Here is a 26,082-nt window from a genome sequence, read left to right as displayed (position 1 = left end):
TCGCCTATGTCTGAGCAAACCACAGTAGATTTTCGTGCGCTCGGCCTGGCCGAGCCGCTGTTAAAAGCGATTGATGAGTCTGGTTACACGACACCTACCCCGATTCAGGCGCAGGCCATCCCTTTGGCCTTGCAGCGCATGGACCTGATGGCGGGTGCGCAAACCGGGACGGGTAAAACGGCAGCGTTTTCCTTGCCTATTTTGCACACCTTGTTGCCACTCTCAAGCACCAGCACCTCACCGGCCAAGCACCCTATCCGGGCCTTGGTATTGGCGCCTACGCGTGAACTGGCGATACAGGTCTATGACAACATCAAAACCTACGCCAAGCACACCGCGTTGCGTAGCCTGGTGGTGTATGGTGGCGTGGATATCAAAACCCAAACGCCGCATCTGAAAGCGGGCGTAGAAATTTTGGTCGCTACGCCTGGCCGTTTACTGGATCATGTCGAGCAAAAAACCCTGTCTCTGAGCCAGGTGCAGTTTCTGGTGCTGGACGAGGCCGATCGTATGCTGGACATGGGCTTTATGCCAGACCTGAAACGCATTCTGGCACTGTTGCCTAAACAGCGTCAGAACCTGATGTTTTCAGCGACTTTTTCTGATGAAATCAAGAAACTGGCCGATGCCTTTTTGAACAACCCGACCTTGATCGAAGTGGCGCGTAGCAATGCCACCAATGACAATGTGGAACAAAAAGCCTATCTGGTGAATAGCGACCAGAAGCAGCGCTTCCTGGTGCAGCTACTCAAGCAATACGCTAACCAGCAAGTCATTGTGTTCACCAAAACCAAGCTCTCTGCCAGCAAGCTGGCGCGTGCGCTGGAACGTGACCAGATTCCATGTAGCGCCATTCACGGTGACAAATCACAGAAGGAACGTATTGAAGCACTGGATGCGTTTAAAGCAGGCACCATTCACGCCCTGGTTGCCACAGATGTGGCGGCCCGTGGACTGGATATCAGTGACTTGCCCCTGGTGATTAACTATGAGATCTCGACTGCACCGGAAGACTATGTGCACCGGATTGGCCGCACTGGCCGCGCAGGCGCCAAAGGCATTGCGATCTCACTCATCGACGAAGATGAAACCAAATACTTCGACGACATCGAGAAGTTGATTAAAAAACAGATTCCAAAAGAAAAAGCTGCGATCAACACGAGTAGTAGCAGACCTCGCCCGTCAAAAGCCACAAGCGCTGAAGATGGCTGGTTCCAGCAACCTTACCAGCCTTCGACAGCCGCAGCAGCCCCCAAACAAGTGCCAGCCAAGCCCTCTAGCGCCAAGCGCAAAGTGGTTGCGGCCTTGTTAGGTGGTTTTGGTTTTAAAGCCACGCCGCAAACGCGCAACCAGGCCAAGCGCAGTGCAGGTAAGCCACGCCAGAAAGCCCAGGGCAATGAACTTGCCCAAGCTGAGGTCGTAGAAACCATCAACACGCTTTAAGACAAGGCAGTAGCCATAAAAAAGCCCCGTTTTCACGGGGCTTTTTCTTTATTGCATCCAGGGCTAACCTTCACGATTTCGCATAAAATCTGCTACGCCGTAAAGCTGGTTGGCAATATGCTTCATCAGCGACTCTTCAAACTGCAGTGTATGCATGGCTTTAATCATGCAGTACATCCACTGGTCTCGCGCCGACTCGTCAATCGGGAATGGCATATGACGTGCCCGCAAACGCGGATGGCCGTAGCGCTCAATATATAACTGCGGCCCACCAGTCCAGCCCATTAAAAACATAAACAGTTTTTCCCGGGCTTCAGTTAAATCCGGCTGATGAATAGCACGTAAAGCCGCCGCTTTCGGATCAGTATCCATGGTGTCGTAAAAGGTTTCGACCAGATTGCGTATGGTCTCTGCGCCCTTTTCTGCTCCGCCCAGCCATTCAAATAGCGATTGCTTGGCCGCGTTAGGCTCTTGAATCTCCACTGCCATGCTGCTTAACCCGCCGCTTTTGGCGTCACCAGGGCTGCCGCCTGCTTGGCAAGTTCGCGTGCAGTTTCGGTATTCTCTGCCGTCGCCAATGCAACGCCCATGCGACGACGCACAAACGACTCTGGCTTGCCAAACAAGCGGATCTCGCTATTAGGCACAGACATGGCGGCTTCCAATCCGTGATACTCAAGTACAGGCGCATCTGCACCACCATAAATCACGGCACTGGCGCCTGCTTCACGTTGCGCCACATCCACCGGCAAACCAAGAATGGCACGTGCATGCAATTCAAACTCGTTCAGGCGCTGTGTACACATGGTGACCATGCCGGTGTCGTGTGGACGCGGACTCACTTCGGAGAACCAGACTTGCTCGCCTTTCACAAACAACTCAACCCCAAACAGGCCCTGGCCGCCCAAAGCATCTGTCACCTTTTTGGCAATGTCTTGTGCGTTTTTTAACGCCTGCGGATGCATGGCTTGTGGCTGCCAGCTTTCTACATAATCGCCCTGCTTCTGCACATGACCAATCGGCGCACAGAAGTGTGTTTCAATCTGACCAGCAGCATTTTTAGCCCGCACTGTCAGCAAAGTGATTTCATAATCAAAATCAATCTGGCCTTCGACAATCACCACACCCTGATTAACGCGGCCGCCGCTGGCAGCATATTCCCAGGCCGTTTTGACTTCAGACGCTTGCGTAATACGTGACTGGCCTTTACCTGACGAAGACATGGTAGGTTTGATAAAGCAAGGATAGCCAATGCCACCATCAATTGCGGCCTGTAGCTCAGCTTCTGAACGTGCAAAAGCATACGGCGACGTTGGTAAACCTAATTCTTCAGCCGCCAGTCGACGGATACCTTCACGGTTCATCGTCAGCTGCACGGCGCGCACGGTAGGCACGACTGTCACACCAGTGGCTTCAATCTCAGCCAGCGCCTCGGTATTCAAGGCCTCGATTTCCGGCACGATGTAATGTGGCTTGACCTGATTGACCAAGGCTTTCAACGCCGTGGCATCTGTCATATCAATCGCGTAAGCATGATGCGCCACCTGGTGGCCAGGCGCATGTTCGTAGCGATCCACCGCAATGACTTCCACCCCCAAACGCTGCAAGGCAATAATCACCTCTTTACCAAGCTCACCACTGCCTAACAACATGACTTTGGTCGCATTTGCGCTCAACGGGGTACCAATCATTTTCAGCTCCACTGTAAAAGTGCAATGATACCATGCGCCCTTTCGCTGGCGCCTGATTGCGGTTGATTTATGTCAGCAAACACCTCACTGGCAAAAGCCCGGCCAATAACAAAAAACCTCGCCAGAGCGAGGTTCTAAATGGTCAAGCGCTGTTAACGTGACTTGCGTCTTGCTAACAGGCCGATGGCCGCCAAACCGGCAAACATCATGGCGGCATTTTCAGGCTCGGGTACAGTCGTCACATTGACTGCAATCTGGCCAGCGTTATCGCCAAAATTTGAATCCCAATAATACAGTTTCAACACGCCACTTTCGGCCGCAACACCACTATAACTGGTGCCTAATGCGATATACGTATTACCGATGCGACCTACCAACTGGCCGAAGTTGGCTGTAAAACCATCCATGGTCACCGGTCCGTAGTTAATCCCGATCAAAGTACCTACCGATTGACCAGAGTCATCCGTCGCCGTGGCATACAAATCGCCATTCAAGCCATCTGCCGTGGAAAATCTGGGTAATGCGCCAGCACTCCACAAATCATCGACACTCACGGAAATATTGAACGCATCACCTGCATTCAAGGTAATCGTATCCAGGCCATTGCCAGCGCCCTGGGCAATGCTGTTATTGTAAGCGTCCACATTGTAGGTCGCCGCAAATGCCTGATGACTTACTGTTAATGCGAGTAACATTGCACTACACAATCGACTGACTGACATACCCCGCTCCTCATCAAAATATTATAGAAATGTCTGATGACGTTATGCTCAATCCTCAGCGTTGTCAATAGCCCATCAAAACCGGGATATGACGACTAAGTCTTTGAGATAAAAGGGATGCTATGACGAAGGTTAATGCACGCTTATACCGAGATACCATGCTTGTCCATGCGGTAGCGCATGGTCATGCGGGTAATCCCCAGCAGACGTGCCGCTTTGGAAACGTTATTGCGGGACTGCTCCAGCGCGTTCAGCAGCATGGCTTTTTCAGCACCATCTAATGTAACCTGCGCTTCACCTTGCATAGAAGATGTATTGGCGTTGACTACAGCCAGTTGCGGCAAGCCCAGGTCGTGTTCTGAAATCATGGCCTGCGTGCACATCAACACTGCCCGGCTAATTTGGTGACGCATTTCACGCACATTGCCAGGCCAGTGGTAGCCTTGTATGGCCATCAGTGCCGCCACGCTAAACTCATGGTGTGGCAACGCATAACGCTTTTCCGTCATCTGCCTGAAATAATTGGCCAATAACAGTACATCTTGGCCACGGTCGCGCAGCGGTGGCATCTGCATGGTGATGACATTTAAACGGTAATACAGGTCCGAGCGGAAACGCCCTTCGCTGGACATTTGGTATAAGTCACGATTAGTCGCCGCAATAATGCGGGCCTGCACCGGGCGCTCTTTGGTCGAGCCTAGGCGCCGTACCATTCTGCGCTCCAGCACATTGAGCAACTTGGCTTGCAACCCTAGCGGCAGTTCTCCAATCTCATCCAGAAACAAAGTGCCATCTTCGGCAGACTCAATCAAGCCCGGACGAGACGCCACAGCATTGGTAAAGGCGCCTTTTTCATGGCCGAACAATTCACTTTCGATCAGCTCGGCAGGCAATGAGGCACAATCCACATGCACAAACGGTTTGTCATGATTGGCACAACTGGCGTGCAAATAGCGCGCGACTACATCTTTCCCGGTACCTGTTTCACCGGTGATCAGCACCGTAGGTTGCACAGCGTCGCTGAGCGAGCTCAACTGAGCGATACGGGTAATTTGCTGCCGCACGCTTTGCATGGCGGCACTTTCACCGATCAACTGCACAGATTCATTGACAATAGTATCTCGCTGCCTAGAGTAGTCGAGGCTGGTTTGCAGATCGGTGGTTTTCTCATTTTTTTGAATAATGAGTAGTAATTCTTCAAGGTCAATAGGCTTTTTCAAGTAGTCTATCGCACCCATTTTGATCGCATTGACCGCATCGGTCACATCGCCAAAAGCGGTCATGACGATGGTATTGATATTCTTGGCGACAAAGTCGGATAACAAATCCAGACCATTGCCATCGGGCAGGCGCATATCCAGCAGCGCCATATCCGGTTCAAACTGCTTCACCAGTAATCTGGCATCATGCAAAGACTCTGCGTGCTCACACTCAAATCCGGCCTTTTGCAGACGCTTAACCACCGCCTTGGCAAATAACACTTCGTCTTCTACCAACAAGATTTTTTTCTTGAAGGGTAAAAAAACCGATTTATCCGTAGATGATGAAATTTGTGAAAGCACGCGTCGTCCTTAGTTATTATTATTTAGTCACGGTCGTAACTGGCTAATGATGGCTTGGCACCAAATTCATAACGGAAGCCCAGCCAGCCAGCGCGAGGTGCACCGACCATCAGCAATTTAGAAGGTTCTTCATTGCCTGAGAACTGACCGCCCTCAATCCAGTTCTCACCCAGCAAACCACCTGTGGCATATTCTTTGTCAAAAATGTTGATGGCTTTAGCAAAGAACTGCCAACCACTGTTGCCAAAGCGATAACGCGTATCGATGTTGACGATGGTGAACCCCCCCACTTTGCCGGAATCCTGTACATGTTCATCATCCCCATCATTGGCACGATGTTTGTTGTTCTCGTTACCACGTACATACACGTCTGAGTAGGTATTGATGTTGCTACCCACTGTCCATTGCGGTGTGACTTGATATTGCAGGCGCAACTTCAAGGCATGCTCAGGTAGGTTAGGCAGTCGATCACCTTTGCCCACCTGGATAGCATTGCCATCAGAAGATGAGTTCACTTCATTGGTGATTTCAAAAGGTGTTTGGTAGGTAGCACGCACAAAGCTGTAGCCGACATTCCATGACAAATCACCAGTCACCCCATTCAAACCAGCATCCAAGCCCACACGACGGGTTTTACCAACGTTGTCAAAATAACCCATGCCGTTAGTGGCGTTAGTGGCAATAAACTGAATATCATCATGGTTTTCAGTGCGATATACCGCGGTAGACCAGCGGATGTTATCGCTTAACTGGCCACGGGCGCCCACTTCAAAGGTTTTCGCCACCACTTTTTTCAGCGGCGGATCGCCTGCCATTGCATTCGGCAGTTTGCAAGGTACCGCAGGGTTCGCACAGCCCAACTCCATAGAGGTCGGTGCACGCATACCTTCGTTATAGCTACCGTACATGGTCAGTGCCTGTGTCGGCGTAAAATTCAGGCCAACGGAAGGATTGAGTCGGTTAAAACTATGGTTACCGGACAATGTTTCCGGGTCAGTCACATCTGGAATCAAACGGTCACGGTTTTCAACCTTGATATGGTTGTAGCGGCCAGACATGGTTAAATGCCATTGATCAGTCAATGACAAAGTATCCGTCACAAATGCGCCCCAGCTAGTGGTTCTGCCATTCAGTTTCACCGCTGCATCATCGCTCAACTCTCCCAGTGCATCCACACCACGCGAGGCATTAATCAGGCCAAACTCTGTAGACTGCGAGAATTTGATTTTGGAAAAGTCATAGCCGGCACCAACAATAAACTGGTTTTTCTTTTCAAACAGTGGCTGATTGAAGGTCAACTGGGTATTAAAACCATGACCTCTTTGACGCGTATTACTACGATTCAAAGCGCCAGAACAGTTTTCTTCAGAGTTGTTGCCCGCCTGGCAATCAGCAAGCGCTGTCGCCAATTCTGCACTATCGATTTCACCATCAGCGTTCAGGTCCAATGCACCAGAGTCGTTAAAATCATCGTTGACATCACCGTTTAACGTTTTACGGTTGGATTGACGGAAATAAACATTACCCGTTAATTGCACGTCATCATTAAACCAGTGACTACCGTTCAAATTCAAGAAGTTCATGCTGTTTTTGGTTTTGTCAGGACGCGTATTGATGCTTTTGCGACCAAAATCTTCGATCAGTTCCTTTTGAACCAATCCATTACCAATCATGCTGTTATCAGCGCCGGTATAGCTTAACTCTAGGCGCGTGGTCTCATTTTGCCAGCCCACCTTGCCAAACAATTGCTTCACCGTGCTTGGCGAGTAATCACGCCAGCCATCTTCATCAAAATAATTGCCAGAGATAAAGTAATCTACTGAGTTGTCATCTGACACGCCACCAAATTCAGCAGAAGTGTTTTTACGCCCCCATGACCCAAAGCTAGTCTCAATGGCACCGCCCTTATGTGTACGGCCATTTTTGGTCGTGACAGATAAAGCACCACCCAACGTGTTCAAGCCATAAACCGGGTTAGAGCCAGGGATCAAATTCATGTTGGCAATCGCATTCACTGGAATCAAATCCCAGTTCACCACATCACCGAAAGGCTCGTTGACGCGTACGCCATCAACGAAAACAGACAAGCCTTGTGGCGTGCCCAACAATGGCGATGCCGTAAAGCCACGGAATAACACATCAGGTTGAAACGGGTTATTCTGCGACTCATTCACACTCACCCCCACCATATTGTTATTCATAAAATCAGCGATCGTATTACTGTGCTGATTCACGATTGCTTTGCCCTTGGCTGACTGTACGTTCGCAGGCACCTTCTCCAGTGGCAAGCCGACGCCAGGCAGCGGTGTCGTGCCCACAACTTCCACCTTCTCCAACTTCACGTCTTCAGCATGCACTGTCATCGCCTGCGCTGCATAGGCAGACACAATTGCGAGCAGCAGTGGCTTGATAGTATTTTTATTCATAACGAATGATCCTCTTTCCCGAAATACTTTTATTGAATAACTTTTGATTTAAAAGCACTTCTTAAGAGCAATAATCGTTCCGTTTATGCCACTCACAAAAAGATCATTAAAATCAATTGAATATATTTTTCATGGTGGATATCAACCATAAAATTGGCTCATTACAGCCAATTTTATGGTTTAAACTGGTTTATTACAACCAAATTTAAATTAGAGGGGATGCAGGAAGATTTCAAGGCCGTATGCATTACGGCCTGGGCGCCAGGCTTCATCGACTGCGAGCGCAGCCAAAGCCACCAGCGTTTGTGATGCGGTAGGTTGAGTCGTGGCGACTTGAACCACGGGGTAAAAAGCACGTTGCCAGGGTGGAATCCCCAGCATTTGAAAAATGACTTTTAATTCGCGTCTGGGCCGTTTGGCATCGGGCTGCAATACCTCACAGCCCATCCTGGGCGTAATCAACAATGACAAGCCGTCAGGCAACGGAATCGGTTGGCCATAACGTTTGTTCAGGGTAATGGCCGCAGGCGAAATGCCTAGCCTAGCCAGGGCGACACCACGCCCCTTACTGACTTTGAACTGCACTTGCCAGTCGCCCCAAGTCTGCGTTTGATGACCTTGCCAGACTAATGGCGTTTGCGGCAATGCGGCTGGTTTGGCAACGCAGTAAAGGCGCTGCTGATAATGATGCAGATAAGCGCGATGATCGGCAGCCTGGCCTTGTAGAGGCAAATGCAAATAACGGTGCGGCTTCACTGAGGACAACTGTTTCCAGTAATCCTGTAATTGTTCGGTATTCGGCATGCGCAATTGACGCTGCTGGAACCAGAAGCGCAACAGGTTTTTTGCGCGCACGTCGCCCAGCGAGTGCAGGTGCGGGATAGCAATTGACTGCCCTAACCACTCCTCCCGCACATCGCATTGCAGCAAGTCCTGCTGCGCTAGTGTGTCCAGCAAAAGCTGGGCATCAGCAAGATGGCTGGCACTACGTAGCAAAGCACTATCCAGTTGCGGATAACGCTCGCGCAACACCGGCATGGCCTTCTGGCGCATGAAGTTGCGGTCATAACTGATGTCAGTATTACTCTCGTCCTCTACCCACTTTAATTGCTGGGTAGTGGCATATTGCAGCAACTCAGCCTTAGGCACCGCCAATAATGGCCTGAGCAGGTAGCGCTCCGCATCCCAATGACCCATGGCACTCAGGCCTTTTACCCCTGCACCACGCACTAGCTGCAGCAATAATGTTTCGGCCTGATCCTGCATGTGATGTGCCGTGACGATGACATCCGCGGCCAATTGCTGCCGCACTCGTTCTAATGCCTGGTAACGCGCATCGCGTGCGGTGGCTTCAACGCCAAGGCCGCTTTGCAAATCAACATGCACTTTTTCACTATAAAAAGCGATGTTGTGCTCACCGCAAAGCTGTTCACACATTTGCAACCAGGCGTCCGCATGCGGGCTTAGGCCATGGTGCACGTGCATGGCAGACAAGGTAAATGAGTGCGAGGAGGATAGCTGCGACAAGGTGTGCAGCAACACAACGGAATCAACACCACCGCTGAGTGCGACCAGCAGATGTGGTGACTGAGCATGCGGCACGCCCTCTCCAGCCAGAAAGGTCTTGATGACATTTTCTAACTGGGAGAGAAAAGACATACTATTTTTCACTGCCAGCTTTGAACTTACCGTAGCTCATCAGGCGCTGATAGCGTGACTCTAATAATTGCGGCACTTTTTTAGCTTGCAAGGTTTTGAGTTGCTGGGCGATGGCCTGGCCAATACGCTCCATCACCTCTTCGTAGTTACGGTGTGCGCCACCCAATGGCTCGCTGATAATGTTATCCACCAGCCCCAGTGACTTGAGGCGGTCTGCCGTAATACCCAAGGTTTCTGCTGCATCAGGCGCCCGGCTTGCACTCTTCCACAAAATAGAAGCACAACCTTCAGGCGAAATGACGGAGTAAGTCGAATATTGCAGCATGTTCAAATGATCCACCACACCCAATGCCAGCGCGCCGCCTGAACCACCCTCGCCGATCACTACACCGATAATCGGGGTTTTCAGCTCGGCCATCACATACAGGTTACGCGCAATCGCTTCCGATTGGCCACGCTCTTCTGCACCAATCCCAGGATAAGCCCCTGGCGTATCGATAAAGGTAATGATTGGCAGGTGGAATTTTTCAGCCAGGCGGAATAAGCGCAAGGCTTTACGGTAACCTTCAGGGCGCGGCATGCCAAAGTTGCGGTACTGGCGCTCTTTGATATCGCGGCCTTTTTGATGGCCCATGACCATCACTGGGATGCCTTTGAAACGCGCAATACCGCCGACAATCGCCGGGTCATCCGCAAATGCACGGTCGCCGTGCAACTCTTGGAAGTCGGTAAACAAGGCACTAATGTAATCAATGGTGTAAGGGCGTTGCGGATGACGCGCCACCTGGGAAATTTGCCAGGCACTCAGGTTTTGATAAGTATCTTGCAGCAGTTTGGTATTTTTCTTTTGCAGCAAGTCCAGCTCTTTGGAAATATCCAGCGAGTCATGTTCATCGTGTGAAACTTGCAAAGCTTCAATACGCTTTTCGAGAGCCGCAATCGGCTGCTCAAAATCGAGATAAGTCAGTTTACTAGGCGTGAGACGTTTTGCACTCATAATGAATTCCAGTGTGAATTCTTAGAAAAAAAGTTTAGGCATTATAAAGGATTTTGACGTTTTCTTTTGACAACCAGCCCTGCAAATTCTGCAACAGGTCGTCATGCAGGACGACTTGCCAGTCATCGCCCAACATCAGGCTCACTTGAGCCGATTGATTATGATAGTCCACCTTAATTGGGCAACGCTTTTGCTCCTCGCCCGCATAACGGTAAGGCGTCAGCACATTCATCAACCGTTGCACATCAGAACTGCCATTGCAGCTCAACGTGAGCATTTGCGCAAAGCGGTTGCGCACCGCCGCCAGGTCATAGAGCTTTCTGGCACTGACACGAATGCCACCTGAGAACTCGTCATTACTGATACGGCCTTCCACGACCAGCAATTGGTCGTCTTTAATCCACTGCGCATGCTGTGTCAGCAATTCAGCGCCGACCACAACATCCACGCGGCCAACGGCATCATCCAGTGTCACAATCGCCATCTTGCCGCGCTGGGTCATACGCACGCGCACCCCCATCACCACGCCGGCCAGCAATTTAGGCTGCTCTTGCGGAGCGAGCTCGCTGAGATTACCTTTAATAAACGGTCCCAACTGCGGCTTATAGCTCAAATACGGGTGGCCACTCAGGTAAAAACCAAGTGCCACTTTCTCCTCGACCAATGCTTGTTCCGGGCTCCACGGCGCAATACCAGGCAAGGCATGGGTGGTTTCAACCACGCCGCCAAACAGGCAGTCCTGCCCGGCGTGCGCGGCACTCTGCTCGGCGACACTAATTGCCATATCCAGCCCGGCCAGCAAGGCCGCGCGGTTTTGCTCGAGCTTATCAAACGCCCCGGCACGGATCAGTGATTCAATCACGCGGCGGTTCACCTTGCGCAGGTCCAGCCGCTGGCAAAAATCAAAGATATCCTTAAACGGCCCTTGCGCCTGGCGCGACGCCATGATCAGCTCAATCGCGGCCAGCCCCGTGCCTTTAATCGCCCCCAGCCCATATAGCACCTGCTGCGCACTTAGCGGCTTAAACTGGTAGATACTGGCATTCACATCCGGCGGCAATACCTCGACATGATTGGCGCCGCAATCATCGAAAAACGTATGCACGTTATCGGTGTTGTTCATGTCGGCGGACATGGTTGCCGCCAGGAACGCCGCTGGATAATGCGCCTTCAGGTAAGCCGTGTGATAGGCCACCAGGGCATACGCTGCCGCGTGTGACTTGTTAAAGCCATAACCCGCAAACTTCTCCAGCAAGTCAAACAAATCGTTAGACTGCTGCAACGTTAAGCCATTTTTCTGCGCGCCTTCGTTGAAAATTTCGCGCTGCTGCACCATTTCCTCAGGCTTCTTCTTACCCATCGCACGCCGCAACAAGTCAGCGCCGCCCAGGCTATATCCGGCTACCACCTGCGCGATCTGCATCACCTGCTCCTGATACACGGCAATCCCGTAGGTTTCTTTCAGGATAGACTCGGTGGAGGCATGCGGATATTCCACGCGCTGCGTACCGTGCTTACGACGGCAGAAGTCAGGAATCAGGTCCATCGGGCCCGGGCGATACAAGGCCACCAGGGCAATAATATCTTCAAACAAGTCCGGCTTGGCCTGCTTGAGCATGTCCTTCATGCCGCGCGATTCTAGCTGGAACACTGCCGTGGTATTAGCTGTTTTCAGCAGGTGGTAACTACGTTTATCATCCAGCGGAATGGTTTCAAAACTCAGCGGCGGCAATTCTTCCTGCGCGCGCTGGGCATTGGCATTTTCCAGCGCCATATTGAGGATAGTCAGTGTACGCAGGCCCAAGAAGTCGAACTTGACCAAGCCAACGGCTTCCACGTCGTCTTTATCGTACTGGCTGACCAGGCTTTCACCATTAGGCTGGCAATACACTGGCGAAAAGTCAGAAATCTTGCCTGGGGCAATCAATACACCACCAGCGTGCATACCAATGTTACGTACCAAGCCTTCCAGACGTAGCGCTAAAGAAAGTAATTCTGCGACCTCTTCTTCTTTTTCACGGCGCTCCTGGAGTTGCGGCTCTTTTTCCAGCGCGCCTTCCAAGGTGATGCCTAACTCCATGGGGATGAGCTTGGCAATGCCATCCACGAAGTTAAACGGTAAATCCAGCACACGGCCTACGTCACGGATCACCGCCTTCGCGGCCATGGTACCGAAGGTGGCGATCTGTGACACCGATGCCAAGCCATATTTATGCTTGACGTAATCGATGACGCGATCTCTCCCATCCATACAGAAGTCAATATCGAAGTCGGGCATGGAAACCCGCTCAGGGTTGAGAAACCGCTCAAACAGCAAGTTATATTTGAGCGGATCCAGGTCGGTAATTCCAAGGCTGTAAGCCACCAGCGAGCCCGCACCAGACCCCCGGCCCGGGCCGACCGGCACGCCGTTATTTTTGGCCCAGTTAATAAAGTCCGCCACGATCAGAAAGTAGCCCGGGAACCCCATTTGCACAATGATGTTGCACTCGAACTGCAAACGATCTTCATATTCCTGACGTTTGGCTTCGCGCTGTTGCTCGTCTGGATATAAATAGGCCAGGCGTTGTTCCAAGCCAAGTTTGGACTGGTCAACAAGGTATTGGTCCAGGCTTTCACCGTTTGGCGTTGGGAAGTCGGGCAGGTAGTTCTTGCCTAAGGTCAGCGTCAGGTTGCAGCGTTTAGCGATCTCTACCGAGTTCTGTAAGGCCAGCGGCATATCGGCAAATAGGGCCTGCATCTCCGCCTGAGTTTTCACATATTGTGTGGCGACAAACTTGCGGGGACGGCGGTTATCCGCCAGCACATAGCCTTCTGCAATGCAGGTGCGGGCCTCATGCGCCATAAAGTCGTCTGGCGTCTGGAACTGCACCGGATGCGTAGCGACCACGGGTAAATCAAGCTGCTGCGCGACTAATACGGTTTGCTGTATCAGCTGTTCCTGCGCATAAGCTTCTGGCGTTCCAGCTTCATGCACACGTTGCACTTCGAGATAATAGCGGCCAGCAAATACCTGCGCCCATTGCTGCGCATATTGCAAGGCGAGCGCCTGATTGCCAGCCTGCAAAGCCTGGCCAACATCACCTGCTGCGAAACCTGAAAGCACTAACAGTCCGGCACTCTTTTCCAGCAGCCACTCGGCTTTTATCTCTGCCCGTTCACGGTACTGGTTTTCGAGATAAGCACTGGATAACAACTCACACAGGTGACGATAGCCTTGCTGGTTCTGCACCAGTAACAGCAAGCGATGCGGTTGATCACGCTGTACCGTATTTTCGATCCAGACATCGCAACCCAGCAGCGGTTTCAGGCCCTTACCACGGGCAGCCTTATAGAATTTGACCGCCCCAAACAGATTGGCAAGGTCGGTGAGCGCAATGGCAGGCATTGCATCGTTTTTAGCGGCTTTGACATAGTCGTCAATACGCACTGTGCCGTCCACAATGGAATACTCACTGTGACAGCGCAGATGAATAAATGCTGGTTGAATGGTGGGAATTTCAGACGCTTCCATGGCTTTATTTTAACCGCCAACCTGCTTTTTTGTACCTATAACGCGTGCAAATAATCTGGTTGACAGCGTTAAAAACCCGGATCCATCCACGCCAGCCATACCGGTTAACATATGATAAAAAACTTAACCTATCGGCGTTATGCTCTATGATGTCTGACGTTTTAGTGAATAGATAACAGATATGCCGAATGCCACTGCTTTAATGGACGACCCGATACTGGTTGAAGACGATTTACCGAGTCTGGGGCAAACACTCCCCTTCTTTCAACTGGTTAACCATGACCTGGAAGACGTGTCATTGGAGGCGTTTAGCGGTCAGCGTAAAATCCTGCATTTTTTTCCTGGCATAGACACATCGACCAGCGCCAACAGCGTCCGTACGCTGGACAGCCTGGTGGCAAACTTACCCAACACGGTCATGCTGCATATCTCCCCTGACCTGCCTTTCACCATGACGCGTTTCTGCGCCGCAGAAAACCTGTCTACCGCCATTCACCTCTCAACCATGCGTGGCCGCGACATGCTTAAAAACTATGGCGTACTGATGATGACCAGCAAACTGGCAGGGTTGCCAGCGCGCGCACTCATTGTTGCTGATGAACAAGACCGCGTGCTACATGTGGAACTGGTCAAAGAGTTAACCAGCGAGCCTGACTACGCTGCCGCCCTGGCTGTCCTGCAAAAGTGATTCCCTTACTTTTTATGTGGTTGATTGACATCGACTGACAAGTTAAAGTGCTCGTTTAACACTCATTCATCAATGTTTTGGAGACAATTATGGCAAGCGTAACGCTTAAAGGTAACCCGGTCGCCGTTGGCGGTAAATTTTTGGCTGCAGGCGATGCTGCCCCGGCTTTTCAACTGGCAGATGCCAAGCGCAACCTGGTTGGTCTGGATGCTTATGCTGGCAAGCGTAAAGTCCTCAACATTTTCCCTAGCATTGACACACCGACTTGCGCGACTTCTGTACGCACATTCAACAAAGAAGCCAGCAGCGTAAACAACACTGTTGTATTGTGTGTGTCTGCGGACCTGCCGTTTGCACAAAGCCGTTTCTGCGGCGCAGAAGGCTTGGAAAACGTCGTCACCCTATCTACTTTCCGTGATACTGCCAAGTTTGCTACTGACTACGGTGTATTCATCACTGACAGCAGCCTGGCTGGCTTAACAGCACGTGCAGTGGTTGTTCTGGATGAAAACAACAAAGTATTGCATAGCGAACTGGTAGGCGAAATTGCTGATGAGCCGAACTACGCTGCTGCGCTGGCCGTATTGAAATAAGCGATTAGCACGCAATAAAAAAGCCAGCATCTGCTGGCTTTTTTATTTAGCTGAGATAGTTCTTAAACGCGCTTGAACAACAGGCTGCCGTTAGTACCACCAAAGCCGAAGTTGTTTTTCAGGGCATATTCAATCTGCAAATCACGTGCGGTATTGGCACAATAATCCAGATCGCATTCAGGATCCTGATTAAACAAGTTAATCGTCGGCGGTGAAATCTGGTTGTAGATAGATAACACCGTGAATACAGACTCCAAACCACCGGCGCCGCCCAATAAGTGACCCGTCATAGACTTGGTGGAGTTCACCACCAGTTTATAAGCATGATCACCAAACGTCGCTTTAATCGCGTTGGTTTCGTTGGTGTCACCCAACGGGGTTGACGTGCCGTGCGCGTTCATAAACTGCACCTGGTCAGGATTAACGCCTGCATTTTTCAAAGCGTTTACCATCGAGCGACGTGGACCATCCATATTTGGCGCGGTCATGTGATAGGCATCGGCGCTTAAACCGTAGCCAGCCACTTCAGCGTAGATTTTCGCACCACGTGCTTTGGCGTGCTCATATTCTTCGAGCACCATCACGCCTGCGCCTTCGCCGATGACAAAGCCATCACGGTCTTTATCCCAGGGACGGCTGGCTGTTGCCGGGTCGTCATTGCGGTTAGACAAGGCTCTCGCAGAGGCAAAGCCCCCCACACTGAGTTCGGTGATTGCAGCTTCAGCACCACCAGCCACCATGACATCAGCATCGCCGTATTCAATCATACGCGCCGCTTCGCCAATGCTGTGTGTGCCTGTGGTACAGGCCGTGACCACGGCGATATTCGGGCCTTTTAAGCCCAGCATGATCGACAGGTTGCCTGAAATCATATTGATAATGGTGCCAGGAATAAAGAATGGCGAGATCTTGCGCGGGCCACCTTCATCATAACTGTCGTTTGTGGACTCGATCAGGCCCAAACCACCAATACCGGAACCGATGGTGACGCCGATGCGCTCAGCATTAGCATCAGTCACTTCCAGGCCGGAGTCGCGGAAAGCTTCCAGACCAGCTGCGAGGCCATACTGGATAAAGGTATCCATACGGCGGGCATCTTTGGCTGGAATAAAATCTTCAGCGTTAAAGCCTTTGACCTCGCCTGCAATTTGCGAAGCGAATGGTGTGGGATCAAATTTGGTGATGCGGGTAATGCCTGATTGACCAGCAACCAGATTGTCCCAAGCGGTTTGGGTACCAATCCCTACTGGAGACACCACGCCCAAGCCAGTTACTACTACTCTGCGTTTCGTCATAATAGAAAATCAGCCCTCTTGCGAGGGCTGATTGAAGAATGAAGTCAATGAATTACTTGAGGTTTGCGTTGACGTAGTCAATCGCTTGCTGCACTGTTGTGATTTTTTCTGCTTCGTCGTCAGGAATTTCGCAATCGAATTCTTCTTCCAAAGCCATCACCAATTCTACGGTGTCCAGAGAATCTGCACCCAGATCATCTACGAAAGATGATGTGTTTTTAACGTCAGCTTCGTTTGCACCTAATTGTTCACAAACGATTTTCTTTACGCGTTGTTCGATGTCGGACATCTAAAATACCCCTTTGTTGATAAGTGTCGTGTTCAGTAAACCGGTATTCTAGCAAAACTTGCCCAGAATACCAAAGAAACTATGTATTAAGCGCAGTACATGCCGCCATTGACATGAATGGTTTCGCCAGTAATGTAAGCCGCTGCTGGCGATGCCAGGAAGGCAACCGTGGCCGCAATTTCGTCAACCTGACCTAAACGGCCGACCGCAATACGCTCCAGCATTTTGGCTTTAATCTCTTCTGGCAGTTCGGCAGTCATGTCTGTTTCGATAAAGCCAGGCGCCACACAGTTAACCGTAATACCACGGCTACCAACCTCTTGCGCCATGGACTTGGTAAAACCGGTCATGCCCGCTTTAGCCGCCGCATAATTGGTCTGGCCTGCGTTGCCCATATGGCCAACCACGCTGGAAATATTGATAATGCGGCCTTGACGCGCCTTCATCATTGGGCGCAGCACCGCCTGGCTCATGCGGAAAACCGACTTGAGATTGGTATTTAATACTGCATCCCAATCTTCATCCTTCATGCGCATTAACAAGGTATCTTTAGTAATGCCTGCATTGTTCACCAGAATGGAAACTTCACCGTACTGTTCAGAAATCTGCTTTAAAACCGCTTCGATTTGCTCTGGTTGGGTCACATCCAGCGCCAGGCCCACGCCATTCACACCAGCAGCTTTCAGGTGCGCGGTAATCGCCTCCGCACCACTGGCCGAGGTCGCCGTACCAATGACTGTTGCGCCCTGCTTACCCAAGGTCTGCGCAATCGCTGCGCCAATGCCACGGCTTGCGCCAGTCACCAATGCTACTTGTTGATTCAACATATCCACTCCTTATTGCGCAACAAATGCTTGCACAGATTCATCATTGACCAGCGCGACACACGTCATGTCAGCCACAATACGCTTGGCCAAGCCAGCCAGCACTTTGCCCGGGCCGCATTCAGCAGCACTCAACACCTCTTGCGAGGCCAATTGTTGCACGGTCTCTACCCAGCGGACCGGACTATGTAATTGGCGCACCAGCGCGTCTTTGATTTGGGCAGCATCGCTATACGCAGCCACGTCGGCATTGTGCAGTACCGGCACCACCGGCGCTTGCACAGCCACGTTTTGCAGATACTCACACAGCTTGTCCGCTGCAGGCTTCATCAAGTCGCAGTGCGACGGCACGCTCACAGGCAACGGCAAGGCACGTTTGGCACCTTTCGCTTTGGCCAACTCCATGCCACGCTCTACGGCAGCCTTGTCACCGGCAATCACCACCTGGCCTGGCGAGTTAAAGTTCACTGCCTGCACTACCTGACCTTGCGCGGCTTCGGTACACACGGCACGCACCGTGTCATCATCCAGGCCCAAAATAGCCGCCATGGCGCCCTGACCTTCTGGCACGGCTTGCTGCATGACCTGCGCACGAAACTTGACCAGTGGCAACGCATCCGCGAATGAAATAGCACCAGCCGCGACCAGCGCGGTATATTCGCCCAGACTGTGACCAGCCATGGCGGTTGGCAACTTGCCGCCCAACGCCTGGTAGACGCGCCAAGTGGCGACACCAGCTGTCAACATGATAGGCTGTGTATTTTCGGTCAGATTAATTTCGTCATTGGCTTCTGTCGCCATTTTCCAGAAATCGACGCCCAATACCGCAGAAGCCTCATCAAAAGTTTGTTTAACGATGGCATGGGCTTCTAAGCCTTGCATCATGCCAACAGACTGAGAGCCCTGGCCTGGAAAGAAGAAAGCAAATTTAGACATAATTTTTTCGCGTAAAGACTAAAACAAAATGCAGGCCATGATATGCATGGCCTGCAGGTAAATAATATGGCTGATTAATATTTAACCAGCGCAGAACCCCAGGTAAACCCGCCACCAAAGGCTTCCATCAGCAAAATCTGCCCGCGCTGGATACGGCCATCACGCACCGCCGTGTCTAGCGCCAACGGGATAGACGCAGCAGAAGTATTACCGTGCCTATCCACTGTGATGACGACTTTCTCCATCGGCAAATCCAGTTTCTTGGCGGTGGCTTGCAAAATGCGGATATTGGCCTGATGCGGCACCAGCCAGTCAATATCAGATTTCTGCATATTGTTCGCTTCCAGCGTCTCATCGACAATCTGGTCCAGCGTATTCACCGCCATTTTAAACACGGCATTACCCTCCATCACCACAGTGTCAGGGCCTTCGTCATTGCGAGGCACATGCAAATAGGTTTCGTAATTGCCATCGGCATGAATATGGGTGGAAAGTACGCCAGGCTGCTCGCTGGCTTGCAAGATCACCGCCCCGGCGCCATCACCCCATAAAATACAGTTGCTGCGGTCAGTGTAGTCGGTGATACGGGTAAAGGTATCTGCGCCAATGACCAGCACATTGCGGTATTGACCAGATTTGATAAATTGATGGGCAGTGGTCAGTGCATAGACAAAACCGCTACAAACCGCTTGCACATCAAAGGCAGGACAGCCGCTGATGCCTAGCTTGCGCTGCACCATGGTAGCAACACTGGGGAAAATCTTGTCCGGCGTGGTGGTTGCCACAATGATCAGGTCAATGTCCTGCGCCTGAATGCCTGCGGCTTCAATGGCATTACGTGCGGCATGCGTGGCCAGGTCACTGGTGCGCTCATCGGTGACCCGGTGACGCTGCTTGATACCCGTTCTGGCAAAGATCCACTCATCGGTGGTATCAACCATCTTTTCCAGGTCGGCGTTGGTTAAAATATTGGCTGGCAGATAGCTGCCAGTGCCTGCGATGCGTGCGTTAATCATCCGTACGATTATGCCTTAATTGGGTCAAATTACCTAGCTGAATGCAGTTCAAGACTGCTCGGAAGTCGTCAGGTGTTCGATTTCAAGCTGCGCCTGAATACGCTTTAAAATACCGCTCTGCGCTTCTTCCATGGCCACGTGAATCGCATGGTAAAAGCCGACACTGTCCGCCCCGCCATGACTTTTTACGACAATACCGCGCAAGCCCAAAAAGCTGGCACCATTGTAACGACGCGGATCCAACCGTCTTTTAAATGCCTTCAATACAGGGAAAGCCCCCAGTGCCATCAACTTGGTCAACCAGTTACGCTTGAATTCCTGCGTCAGGAACTTGCCCATCATGTGCGCCAGGCCCTCAGTGGTTTTCAATGCCACATTACCGACGAAACCATCACAGACCACCACATCCGTCGTGCCCTTGAAAATGTCATCGCCTTCCACGTTGCCGTAAAAATTCAAATGACTGCCACGCAGCAATTCGGCCGCCTGCTTGGCCACTTCATTACCCTTGATATCTTCAGAACCAATATTGAGCAAGCCAACGGTAGGATTAGGTTTATTGCTGATACAGCTCACCACCATCGCCCCCATAATGGCAAACTGATATAGGTGCTCTGGGGTACAGTCAGCATTGGCGCCGAGGTCGAGCATAAACGTGCTGCCCTTCTCAGAAGGCAAGGTAGACGCAATGGCCGGCCTGTCAATACCAGGCAAGGTTTTAAGCACAAAACGAGCAGTCGCCATCAAGGCACCCGTGTTACCAGCGCTCACGCAAGCTTGCGCCTCGCCGGTTTTCACCATATTGATTGCCACGCGCATGGAAGAATCTTTTTTATTCTTCATCGCGCTTTGCGGTGATTCATCCATGAGCACCACTTCACTGGCGTGATGCACGCGCAAACGCGGGCCAGGTGACACATGCAAAGCTTTTAATTCAGCCTCTACAGCATCTTGCAGGCCCACCAGAATGATATTGAGATTAGGATTTTCGTTCAAAATACGCACTGCCGCAGGCACAGTCACATGTGGACCGTGATCTCCTCCCATGGCATCAATGGCAATCACTACTTCCTGTGAATGCGCGTGTTGACCAGTTGTCATGTTATTTCCCAAATTTACTTTTTGACACTGCATTACTATCAAATAGCTCAGCTTGCACCAGAAAAGTAGAGGCTTACGCCAGATACACAAACGCCGCGCATTTTACTGCGCGGCGTGTTTTAAAGCTTGACGCTTTAATGCAGCGATTATTCGCCTTTAGCTGGCATCACTTTACGGCCACGGTAGAAACCGTTTGGGCTCACGTGATGACGCAGATGTACTTCGCCAGTCGTTGGCTCAATCGCCAATGGTGGGTTTGTCAAAAAGTCGTGGGAACGGTGCATGCCACGCTTGGACGGTGTCTTTTTGTTTTGCTGAACTGCCATTTATATACTCCAAAATCAAACCGCCACACCTCAGAGATTGAAGTTAAAGGGCAGTTATAAATAAACTTAAAATGCTACCTAATCCGCAATTATAAAATATTCCAGAGACAACTGCAAATAAATCCTGCAAATATCGCTTTTCATTTGCTTTTTTACACTTTTAGGTGTGGTCGATAGAACTATCAACAATCATTTATCCAGCTTTAACTGCTTGAGCGCCGCAAACGGATTGGGTTTTTCACCGGCAGATTGCTGCAAACTGACGCACGCTTCCTCATGCATCACCGCAATTGGCAAGGCCATCAACAACTCATCCTCAACCAATGACTCAACAGTCGTTTCGTCACCCTCTTCCAACCAATCCACCTGCTCATCTTCAAGCAGAGCCTCAGGCGGCTCATCACACAAGGCAAACTCAAATTGCAAATCCAGCACTTGCGGCAACGGCGCAAAACAACGCTGACACACTAACGGCAACTCGGCTTGCACCTCTAAAAACAACATAGGCAAAGCAGTCTCACCAAAAAAACGTGGCGGTAAACCTTGCAATTGATAACGCACCCGCAACGCACTCAATGCAGCCGCATCATTCACACCCAATGCCTGCAAAGCTTCTTGCAAGCGCGGCAAGGCTGACAACACCAGCTCACCTTCACTGCTTTTTTGCTGCCGGGCCAGCTCCTGAAATCGCGTCATAACCGAACAAAACTCTCAATATCAATAAGCATGACACTATAGCAAACTCGGCTAATTTTGACGACCAGACACATGCCAGGCAGCCACCAAAATGACGTTCCACTTTTTAAGACCTCGGTTTGTTGTTATAATGACGTCGCATCACGCGGCGCTCTTTTCATGGGCGCGCTCATGGTGCCGGTTTGCATAATCGGCCATCCGCTCAGGCGGCCTCGTTCATGCAAAACCACAACCAAACCAACTCAAAGCGCTTTAAATACAAGCAGTTGCTAACTAAATAAACGATTGAGTTACTAAAAGACTCTGTCCTTTTTTCTTGCTTTAAGGGTAATGTGTGTTTAAGAAAATTTTAGTCGCGAATCGCGGTGAAATTGCGGTACGTATTGTGCGCGCCTGTTCAGAAATGGGCATTAAATCGGTTGCGATTTACGCGGATGCCGATCGTCATGCCTTGCACGTCAAAAAAGCGGACGAGGCCTATAACATTGGTTCCGATCCAGTGGCAGGCTACTTGAACGCACACAACATCGTCAATATTGCCGTGGCTGCGGGCTGTGATGCCTTGCACCCTGGCTATGGCTTCCTGTCTGAAAATCCAGAGTTGGCTGAAGTCTGCGCACGCCGCGGCATCAAGTTTATCGGCCCAGAAGCCGACGTGATTCGCCAGATGGGTGACAAGATTCAGGCACGTAACGCCATGATCAATGCCGGCATTCCTTGCGTGCCAGGTAGCGATGGCAACCTGGAATCTCTAGATGCCGCTGTGCAACTGGCTAATAAGATTGGCTATCCGGTGATGTTAAAAGCCACCAATGGTGGTGGTGGCCGCGGCATTCGTCGTTGCGACAGCGAAAAAGAATTATTAAGTAACTATGACCGCGTCATTTCAGAGGCCAGCAAAGCCTTTGGTAAACCTGAAGTCTTTCTGGAAAAATGCGTTGTCCATCCCCGCCATATTGAAGTACAGATTTTGGCCGATGCACATGGCAATGTCATCCACTTGTTTGAGCGTGACTGTTCTATCCAGCGCCGTAACCAGAAGCTGATCGAGATTGCACCATCACCGCAACTGTCACAAGCACAACGTGACTATATTGGTGGCCTGGGTGTGAAAGCCGCTAAAGCAGTCGGCTATGAAAATGCTGGTACGGTCGAGTTCCTGCTCGACTCTGACAATAATTTTTATTTCATGGAAATGAACACCCGCTTGCAGGTAGAACATACCGTGACCGAAACCATTACCGGCGTGGATATCGTACAACAACAGATTCGTGTCGCTGCCGGATTGCCGCTGCAGTACAAGCAAAGCGAAATTGCTTTCCGTGGTTTTGCCATGGAATACCGTATCAACGCTGAAGACCCGCAAAAAGATTTTCTGCCCAGCTTTGGTAAAATTACGCGCTACTACGCCCCAGGCGGCCCTGGCGTGCGTATGGATGCGGCTATTTACAGCGGCTATGTGATTCCGCCCTACTACGACTCCATGTGTGCCAAGCTGACCGTTTGGGCATTGGACTGGGAAGGTGTGATTGAGCGTGGTCGCCGCGCACTGAATGACATGGTGGTTTATGGCGTCAAAACAACGATTCCTTACTACCAGCAAATCATGCTGCACCCGGATTTCCGGGCTGCCGATTTCAACACTAGTTTTGTGGAGCAACATCCGGAGCTGACAGAATATGATGTTGGATTACCAAAAGAGTTGATGGCCGCAGCGATCGCTGCCGCGATTGCTGCCCACGAAGGCATTTGATTAACCGTATCGCAGATATTAAATTAATTAGATCGACAAGATTATGAGCAAAATACATGTCACCGAACTCGTTTTAAGAGATGGACACCAATCCCTGATCGCAACGCGCATGCGTACCGAAGATATGCTGCCGATTGCCAGCAAACTGGATGAGATTGGTTTCTGGTCCCTCGAAGCCTGGGGCGGTGCCACCTTTGACGCCTGCGTGCGCTTTTTGAAAGAAGACCCATGGGAGCGCCTGCGCAGCCTGCGTAAAGCATTGCCAAACACGCCGATCAACATGCTGTTGCGTGGCCAGAACTTGCTGGGCTATCGTCATTACTCTGACGATGTTGTGCATGCTTTCGTCAAACAGGCCGCTGACACCGGTGTCGATGTATTCCGTATTTTTGATGCGATGAATGACATCCGCAACCTGAAAACAGCGATCGAAGCCGTTAAGAACGTTAAAAAACATGCGATTGGCACCCTGTCCTTCACCACCAGCCCGGTGCATGACATCAATTACTTCGTCAATATGGCTAAAGAGCTCGAAGGCCTGGGTTGCGACAGTATTGGCGTTAAGGACATGGCAGGTTTGCTGACGCCAACCTTGGCTGGCGACCTGGTGAAAGCACTGAAAGCCGCCGTCAGCGTACCAGTTCATATGCATAGCCACGCCACCTCTGGTTTGGCCAGCATGGTGATGCTGAAGAGCGTTGAAAACGGTGTGGATATTATTGATACCTGTAACTCATCCTTCTCTGAAGGTGCAAGCCATCCGACCACTGAGAGCCTGGTGGCTGCTCTGAAAGGCACGGAGTACGACACCGGCCTCGATTTGGGCAAACTGCAGGAAATCACCGCTTACTTTAAAGAAGTACGCAAGAAATACTGGCAGTTCGAAAGCGAATTCACTGGCGTAGATACCCGCGTCCTGGTTAACCAGGTGCCGGGCGGCATGATTTCCAATCTGTCTAACCAGTTAAAAGAACAAGGCGCACTCAACCGTATGGATGAAGTGCTGGCTGAAATTCCTCGTGTACGCCAGGATTTGGGCTACCCTCCGTTGGTCACACCGACCTCACAAATCGTCGGTACCCAAGCTGTATTGAACGTATTGACCGGTGGCCGTTACAAGTCCATCACCAACGAGGTAAAAAACTACCTGTTGGGCCAATATGGTAAAGCACCTGCTGCTGTGAATGCTGACGTGCGCAAACAGGCTGTAGGTGACGCAGAAGTGATCACCTGCCGCCCGGCAGACTTGCTACAACCAGAAATGGTCAGACTGCAATCTGAAGCCGAGCGTTTTGCCAATAACGAACAAGACGTACTGACTTACGCCATGTTCCCGGATATTGGCCAGACCTTCTTGCAGGAACGCAATGCGGGCTCACTGCAACCAGAACCATTGTTAAGCAAAGAAGCCGTGACCCAGCAAACGGCAGCGGCACGCTACGCGCCTAACGAATTTAACATCACGCTGCACGGTGAAACCTACCATATCAAATTGACAGGTAGTGGCCACGCCGGTGAAGAGCGCAAGCCTTACTACGTCAAGGTTGATGGCATCTCCGAAGAAGTGTTTGTAGAAACGCTGAGCGAGATGGAAGTCAGCGGCGGTGGTTCTAACGGCGGCAAGAAAAAAGCAGTATCCGTGGCTGCCAGTGGCCGTCCACGCCCCAGCCACCCAGGCTGCGTCACTACCGCTATGCCAGGTACTATTGTCACAGTGAAAGTCAATGTCGGTGACAAAGTCAATGCTGGTGATGGCGTATTGGTGATCGAAGCCATGAAAATGGAAAATGAAATCCAGGCCAGCAAAACCGGCACGGTGGTAGCGATTCACGTTACCAAAGGTGACAGCGTCACCCCGGACGAAACACTGATTGAAATTCAACCTGAATAATCCGGACAGACAGAAATCCCTGAAGCAATTCAGGGATTTTTGCTTTTAGCCCAGTGTGATCATGACCAAACCGCTCATTCTTGCCTCTTCCTCTCGTTACCGCCGCGAAGTACTGCAAAAGCTACATTTGCCATTTTCGTGTATTTCACCTGAGATAGATGAAACCCCACTCGATGGTGAGAGCCCTGAGCACACCTCGTTGCGCCTGGCCGAGGGCAAGGCTCGCAAGGTGGCCGAGAGCCAGCCTGATGCCTTGATTATCGGCTGCGACCAGGTGGCCACTGTCGATGGTTTGCAAATAGGCAAACCTGGCAACCACGAAAATGCCGTCAAACAGCTCACCATGCTCAGCGACAAAGAAGTCATTTTTCATAGCGCCCTGTGCTTGTACGATAGTCACAGCCAGCACATGCAAGCGACTATCGTGCCCTACTTTGTGAAATTCAAAGCATTAACGCCCCTGCAAATTGAAACCTACTTGCGTCTGGAGCAACCCTACGATTGCGCAGGCAGCGCCAAATCTGAGGGCATGGGCATCGCGCTGCTAGACTATATGCGCGGCGACGATCCCAATGCCCTGATTGGTCTGCCGGTCATTGCACTGGTCAATATGCTGCAACAAGCCGGAGTAGATGTATTATCTGCATCACGTACTTAACG

The 26,082-nt window shown here is 51.1% G+C and carries 22 protein-coding genes; 6 read left to right on the top strand and 16 right to left on the bottom strand.

Going from position 1 to position 26,082, the window contains the following annotated elements:
* Positions 1-6 precede the first annotated feature (6 nt).
* A complete protein-coding gene (locus INP79_RS07245) occupies positions 7-1,443 on the top strand; it encodes a DEAD/DEAH box helicase (RefSeq protein WP_194753523.1) in 1,437 nt (478 codons plus the stop codon).
* A gap of 63 nt (positions 1,444-1,506) precedes the next feature.
* Here INP79_RS07245 and INP79_RS07240 read toward each other — a convergent pair whose 3' ends face one another.
* The 8 genes from INP79_RS07240 to dnaE all read right to left on the bottom strand — a co-directional run bounded on the left by INP79_RS07240 (position 1,507) and on the right by dnaE (position 14,014).
* Positions 1,507-1,932: a group II truncated hemoglobin gene (locus tag INP79_RS07240; protein WP_194753522.1), complete on the bottom strand. Its 426-nt coding sequence runs from the start codon at positions 1,930-1,932 to the stop codon at positions 1,507-1,509.
* Between the two features lie 5 nt (positions 1,933-1,937).
* Positions 1,938-3,134, bottom strand: coding sequence for a formate-dependent phosphoribosylglycinamide formyltransferase (gene purT / locus INP79_RS07235; RefSeq protein ID WP_194753521.1), 1,197 nt, complete (start codon positions 3,132-3,134; stop codon positions 1,938-1,940).
* 152 nt (positions 3,135-3,286) lie between these two features.
* Positions 3,287-3,856 carry a PEP-CTERM sorting domain-containing protein gene (locus tag INP79_RS07230; RefSeq protein WP_228519755.1) on the bottom strand — a complete coding sequence of 190 codons (570 nt, stop codon included), beginning with the start codon at positions 3,854-3,856 and terminating at the stop codon, positions 3,287-3,289.
* A 143-nt stretch (positions 3,857-3,999) separates the two neighbouring features.
* Entirely contained in the window at positions 4,000-5,418 is a 1,419-nt protein-coding gene (locus INP79_RS07225; RefSeq protein WP_194753520.1) for a sigma-54 dependent transcriptional regulator, read from the bottom strand.
* Between the two features lie 23 nt (positions 5,419-5,441).
* A complete protein-coding gene (locus tag INP79_RS07220; protein ID WP_194753519.1) occupies positions 5,442-7,844 on the bottom strand; it encodes a TonB-dependent receptor in 2,403 nt (800 codons plus the stop codon).
* A gap of 210 nt (positions 7,845-8,054) precedes the next feature.
* On the bottom strand, positions 8,055-9,503 hold the full coding sequence (gene tilS, locus INP79_RS07215; RefSeq protein ID WP_194753518.1) for a tRNA lysidine(34) synthetase TilS: 1,449 nt from the start codon (positions 9,501-9,503) through the stop codon (positions 8,055-8,057).
* 1 nt (position 9,504) lies between these two features.
* Positions 9,505-10,500, bottom strand: a complete 996-nt coding sequence (locus tag INP79_RS07210) for an acetyl-CoA carboxylase carboxyltransferase subunit alpha (protein ID WP_194753517.1) — start codon at positions 10,498-10,500, stop codon at positions 9,505-9,507.
* Between the two features lie 34 nt (positions 10,501-10,534).
* Positions 10,535-14,014 (bottom strand): DNA polymerase III subunit alpha, encoded by a 3,480-nt coding sequence (gene dnaE, locus INP79_RS07205; RefSeq protein ID WP_194753516.1) that lies wholly within the window; start codon positions 14,012-14,014, stop codon positions 10,535-10,537.
* Between the two features lie 181 nt (positions 14,015-14,195).
* On the opposite strand from dnaE, the gene tpx (INP79_RS07200) reads away from it, so the two are divergent.
* Both tpx (INP79_RS07200) and tpx (INP79_RS07195) read left to right on the top strand, forming a co-directional pair.
* On the top strand, positions 14,196-14,702 hold the full coding sequence (tpx, locus tag INP79_RS07200) for a thiol peroxidase (protein ID WP_194753515.1): 507 nt from the start codon (positions 14,196-14,198) through the stop codon (positions 14,700-14,702).
* An 89-nt stretch (positions 14,703-14,791) separates the two neighbouring features.
* Complete coding sequence (gene tpx, locus INP79_RS07195) at positions 14,792-15,295, top strand: thiol peroxidase (protein ID WP_194753514.1); 504 nt, start codon at positions 14,792-14,794, stop codon at positions 15,293-15,295.
* A gap of 62 nt (positions 15,296-15,357) precedes the next feature.
* Here the strand turns inward: tpx (INP79_RS07195) and fabF are convergent, their stop codons facing one another.
* The 8 genes from fabF to INP79_RS07155 all read right to left on the bottom strand — a co-directional run bounded on the left by fabF (position 15,358) and on the right by INP79_RS07155 (position 21,778).
* Complete coding sequence (gene fabF, locus INP79_RS07190) at positions 15,358-16,590, bottom strand: beta-ketoacyl-ACP synthase II (RefSeq protein ID WP_194741886.1); 1,233 nt, start codon at positions 16,588-16,590, stop codon at positions 15,358-15,360.
* A gap of 52 nt (positions 16,591-16,642) precedes the next feature.
* Positions 16,643-16,879, bottom strand: coding sequence for an acyl carrier protein (acpP, locus tag INP79_RS07185; RefSeq protein WP_019882196.1), 237 nt, complete (start codon positions 16,877-16,879; stop codon positions 16,643-16,645).
* Positions 16,880-16,965: 86 nt separating this feature from the next.
* Entirely contained in the window at positions 16,966-17,706 is a 741-nt protein-coding gene (fabG, locus tag INP79_RS07180) for a 3-oxoacyl-ACP reductase FabG (protein ID WP_194753513.1), read from the bottom strand.
* Between the two features lie 9 nt (positions 17,707-17,715).
* A complete protein-coding gene (gene fabD / locus INP79_RS07175; RefSeq protein ID WP_194753512.1) occupies positions 17,716-18,639 on the bottom strand; it encodes an ACP S-malonyltransferase in 924 nt (307 codons plus the stop codon).
* A 74-nt stretch (positions 18,640-18,713) separates the two neighbouring features.
* The gene (locus tag INP79_RS07170; RefSeq protein WP_228519753.1) at positions 18,714-19,655 is read right to left on the bottom strand and encodes a beta-ketoacyl-ACP synthase III; all 942 of its coding nucleotides are present in this window, start codon (positions 19,653-19,655) and stop codon (positions 18,714-18,716) included.
* Between the two features lie 48 nt (positions 19,656-19,703).
* Positions 19,704-20,756 (bottom strand): phosphate acyltransferase PlsX, encoded by a 1,053-nt coding sequence (plsX, locus tag INP79_RS07165; RefSeq protein ID WP_194741883.1) that lies wholly within the window; start codon positions 20,754-20,756, stop codon positions 19,704-19,706.
* 146 nt (positions 20,757-20,902) lie between these two features.
* Entirely contained in the window at positions 20,903-21,082 is a 180-nt protein-coding gene (gene rpmF, locus INP79_RS07160) for a 50S ribosomal protein L32 (protein ID WP_018985326.1), read from the bottom strand.
* Between the two features lie 189 nt (positions 21,083-21,271).
* Positions 21,272-21,778: a DUF177 domain-containing protein gene (locus INP79_RS07155; RefSeq protein WP_194753511.1), complete on the bottom strand. Its 507-nt coding sequence runs from the start codon at positions 21,776-21,778 to the stop codon at positions 21,272-21,274.
* A gap of 334 nt (positions 21,779-22,112) precedes the next feature.
* Here INP79_RS07155 and INP79_RS07150 point away from each other — a divergent pair, with 334 nt between their 5' ends.
* The 3 genes from INP79_RS07150 (at position 22,113) to INP79_RS07140 (ending at position 26,080) form a co-directional block, all read left to right on the top strand.
* Positions 22,113-23,531, top strand: coding sequence for an acetyl-CoA carboxylase biotin carboxylase subunit (locus INP79_RS07150; RefSeq protein WP_194753510.1), 1,419 nt, complete (start codon positions 22,113-22,115; stop codon positions 23,529-23,531).
* Between the two features lie 43 nt (positions 23,532-23,574).
* A complete protein-coding gene (oadA, locus tag INP79_RS07145) occupies positions 23,575-25,422 on the top strand; it encodes a sodium-extruding oxaloacetate decarboxylase subunit alpha (protein WP_194753509.1) in 1,848 nt (615 codons plus the stop codon).
* Positions 25,423-25,483: 61 nt separating this feature from the next.
* A complete protein-coding gene (locus INP79_RS07140) occupies positions 25,484-26,080 on the top strand; it encodes a Maf family nucleotide pyrophosphatase (RefSeq protein ID WP_194753508.1) in 597 nt (198 codons plus the stop codon).
* Positions 26,081-26,082: the final 2 nt, after the last annotated feature.

Origin of the sequence: Methylophilus sp. QUAN (assembly GCF_015354445.1) — a bacterium.
Classification (GTDB): Bacteria; Pseudomonadota; Gammaproteobacteria; order Burkholderiales; family Methylophilaceae; genus Methylophilus.
This window is presented reverse-complemented; position numbering and strand designations above follow the sequence as displayed.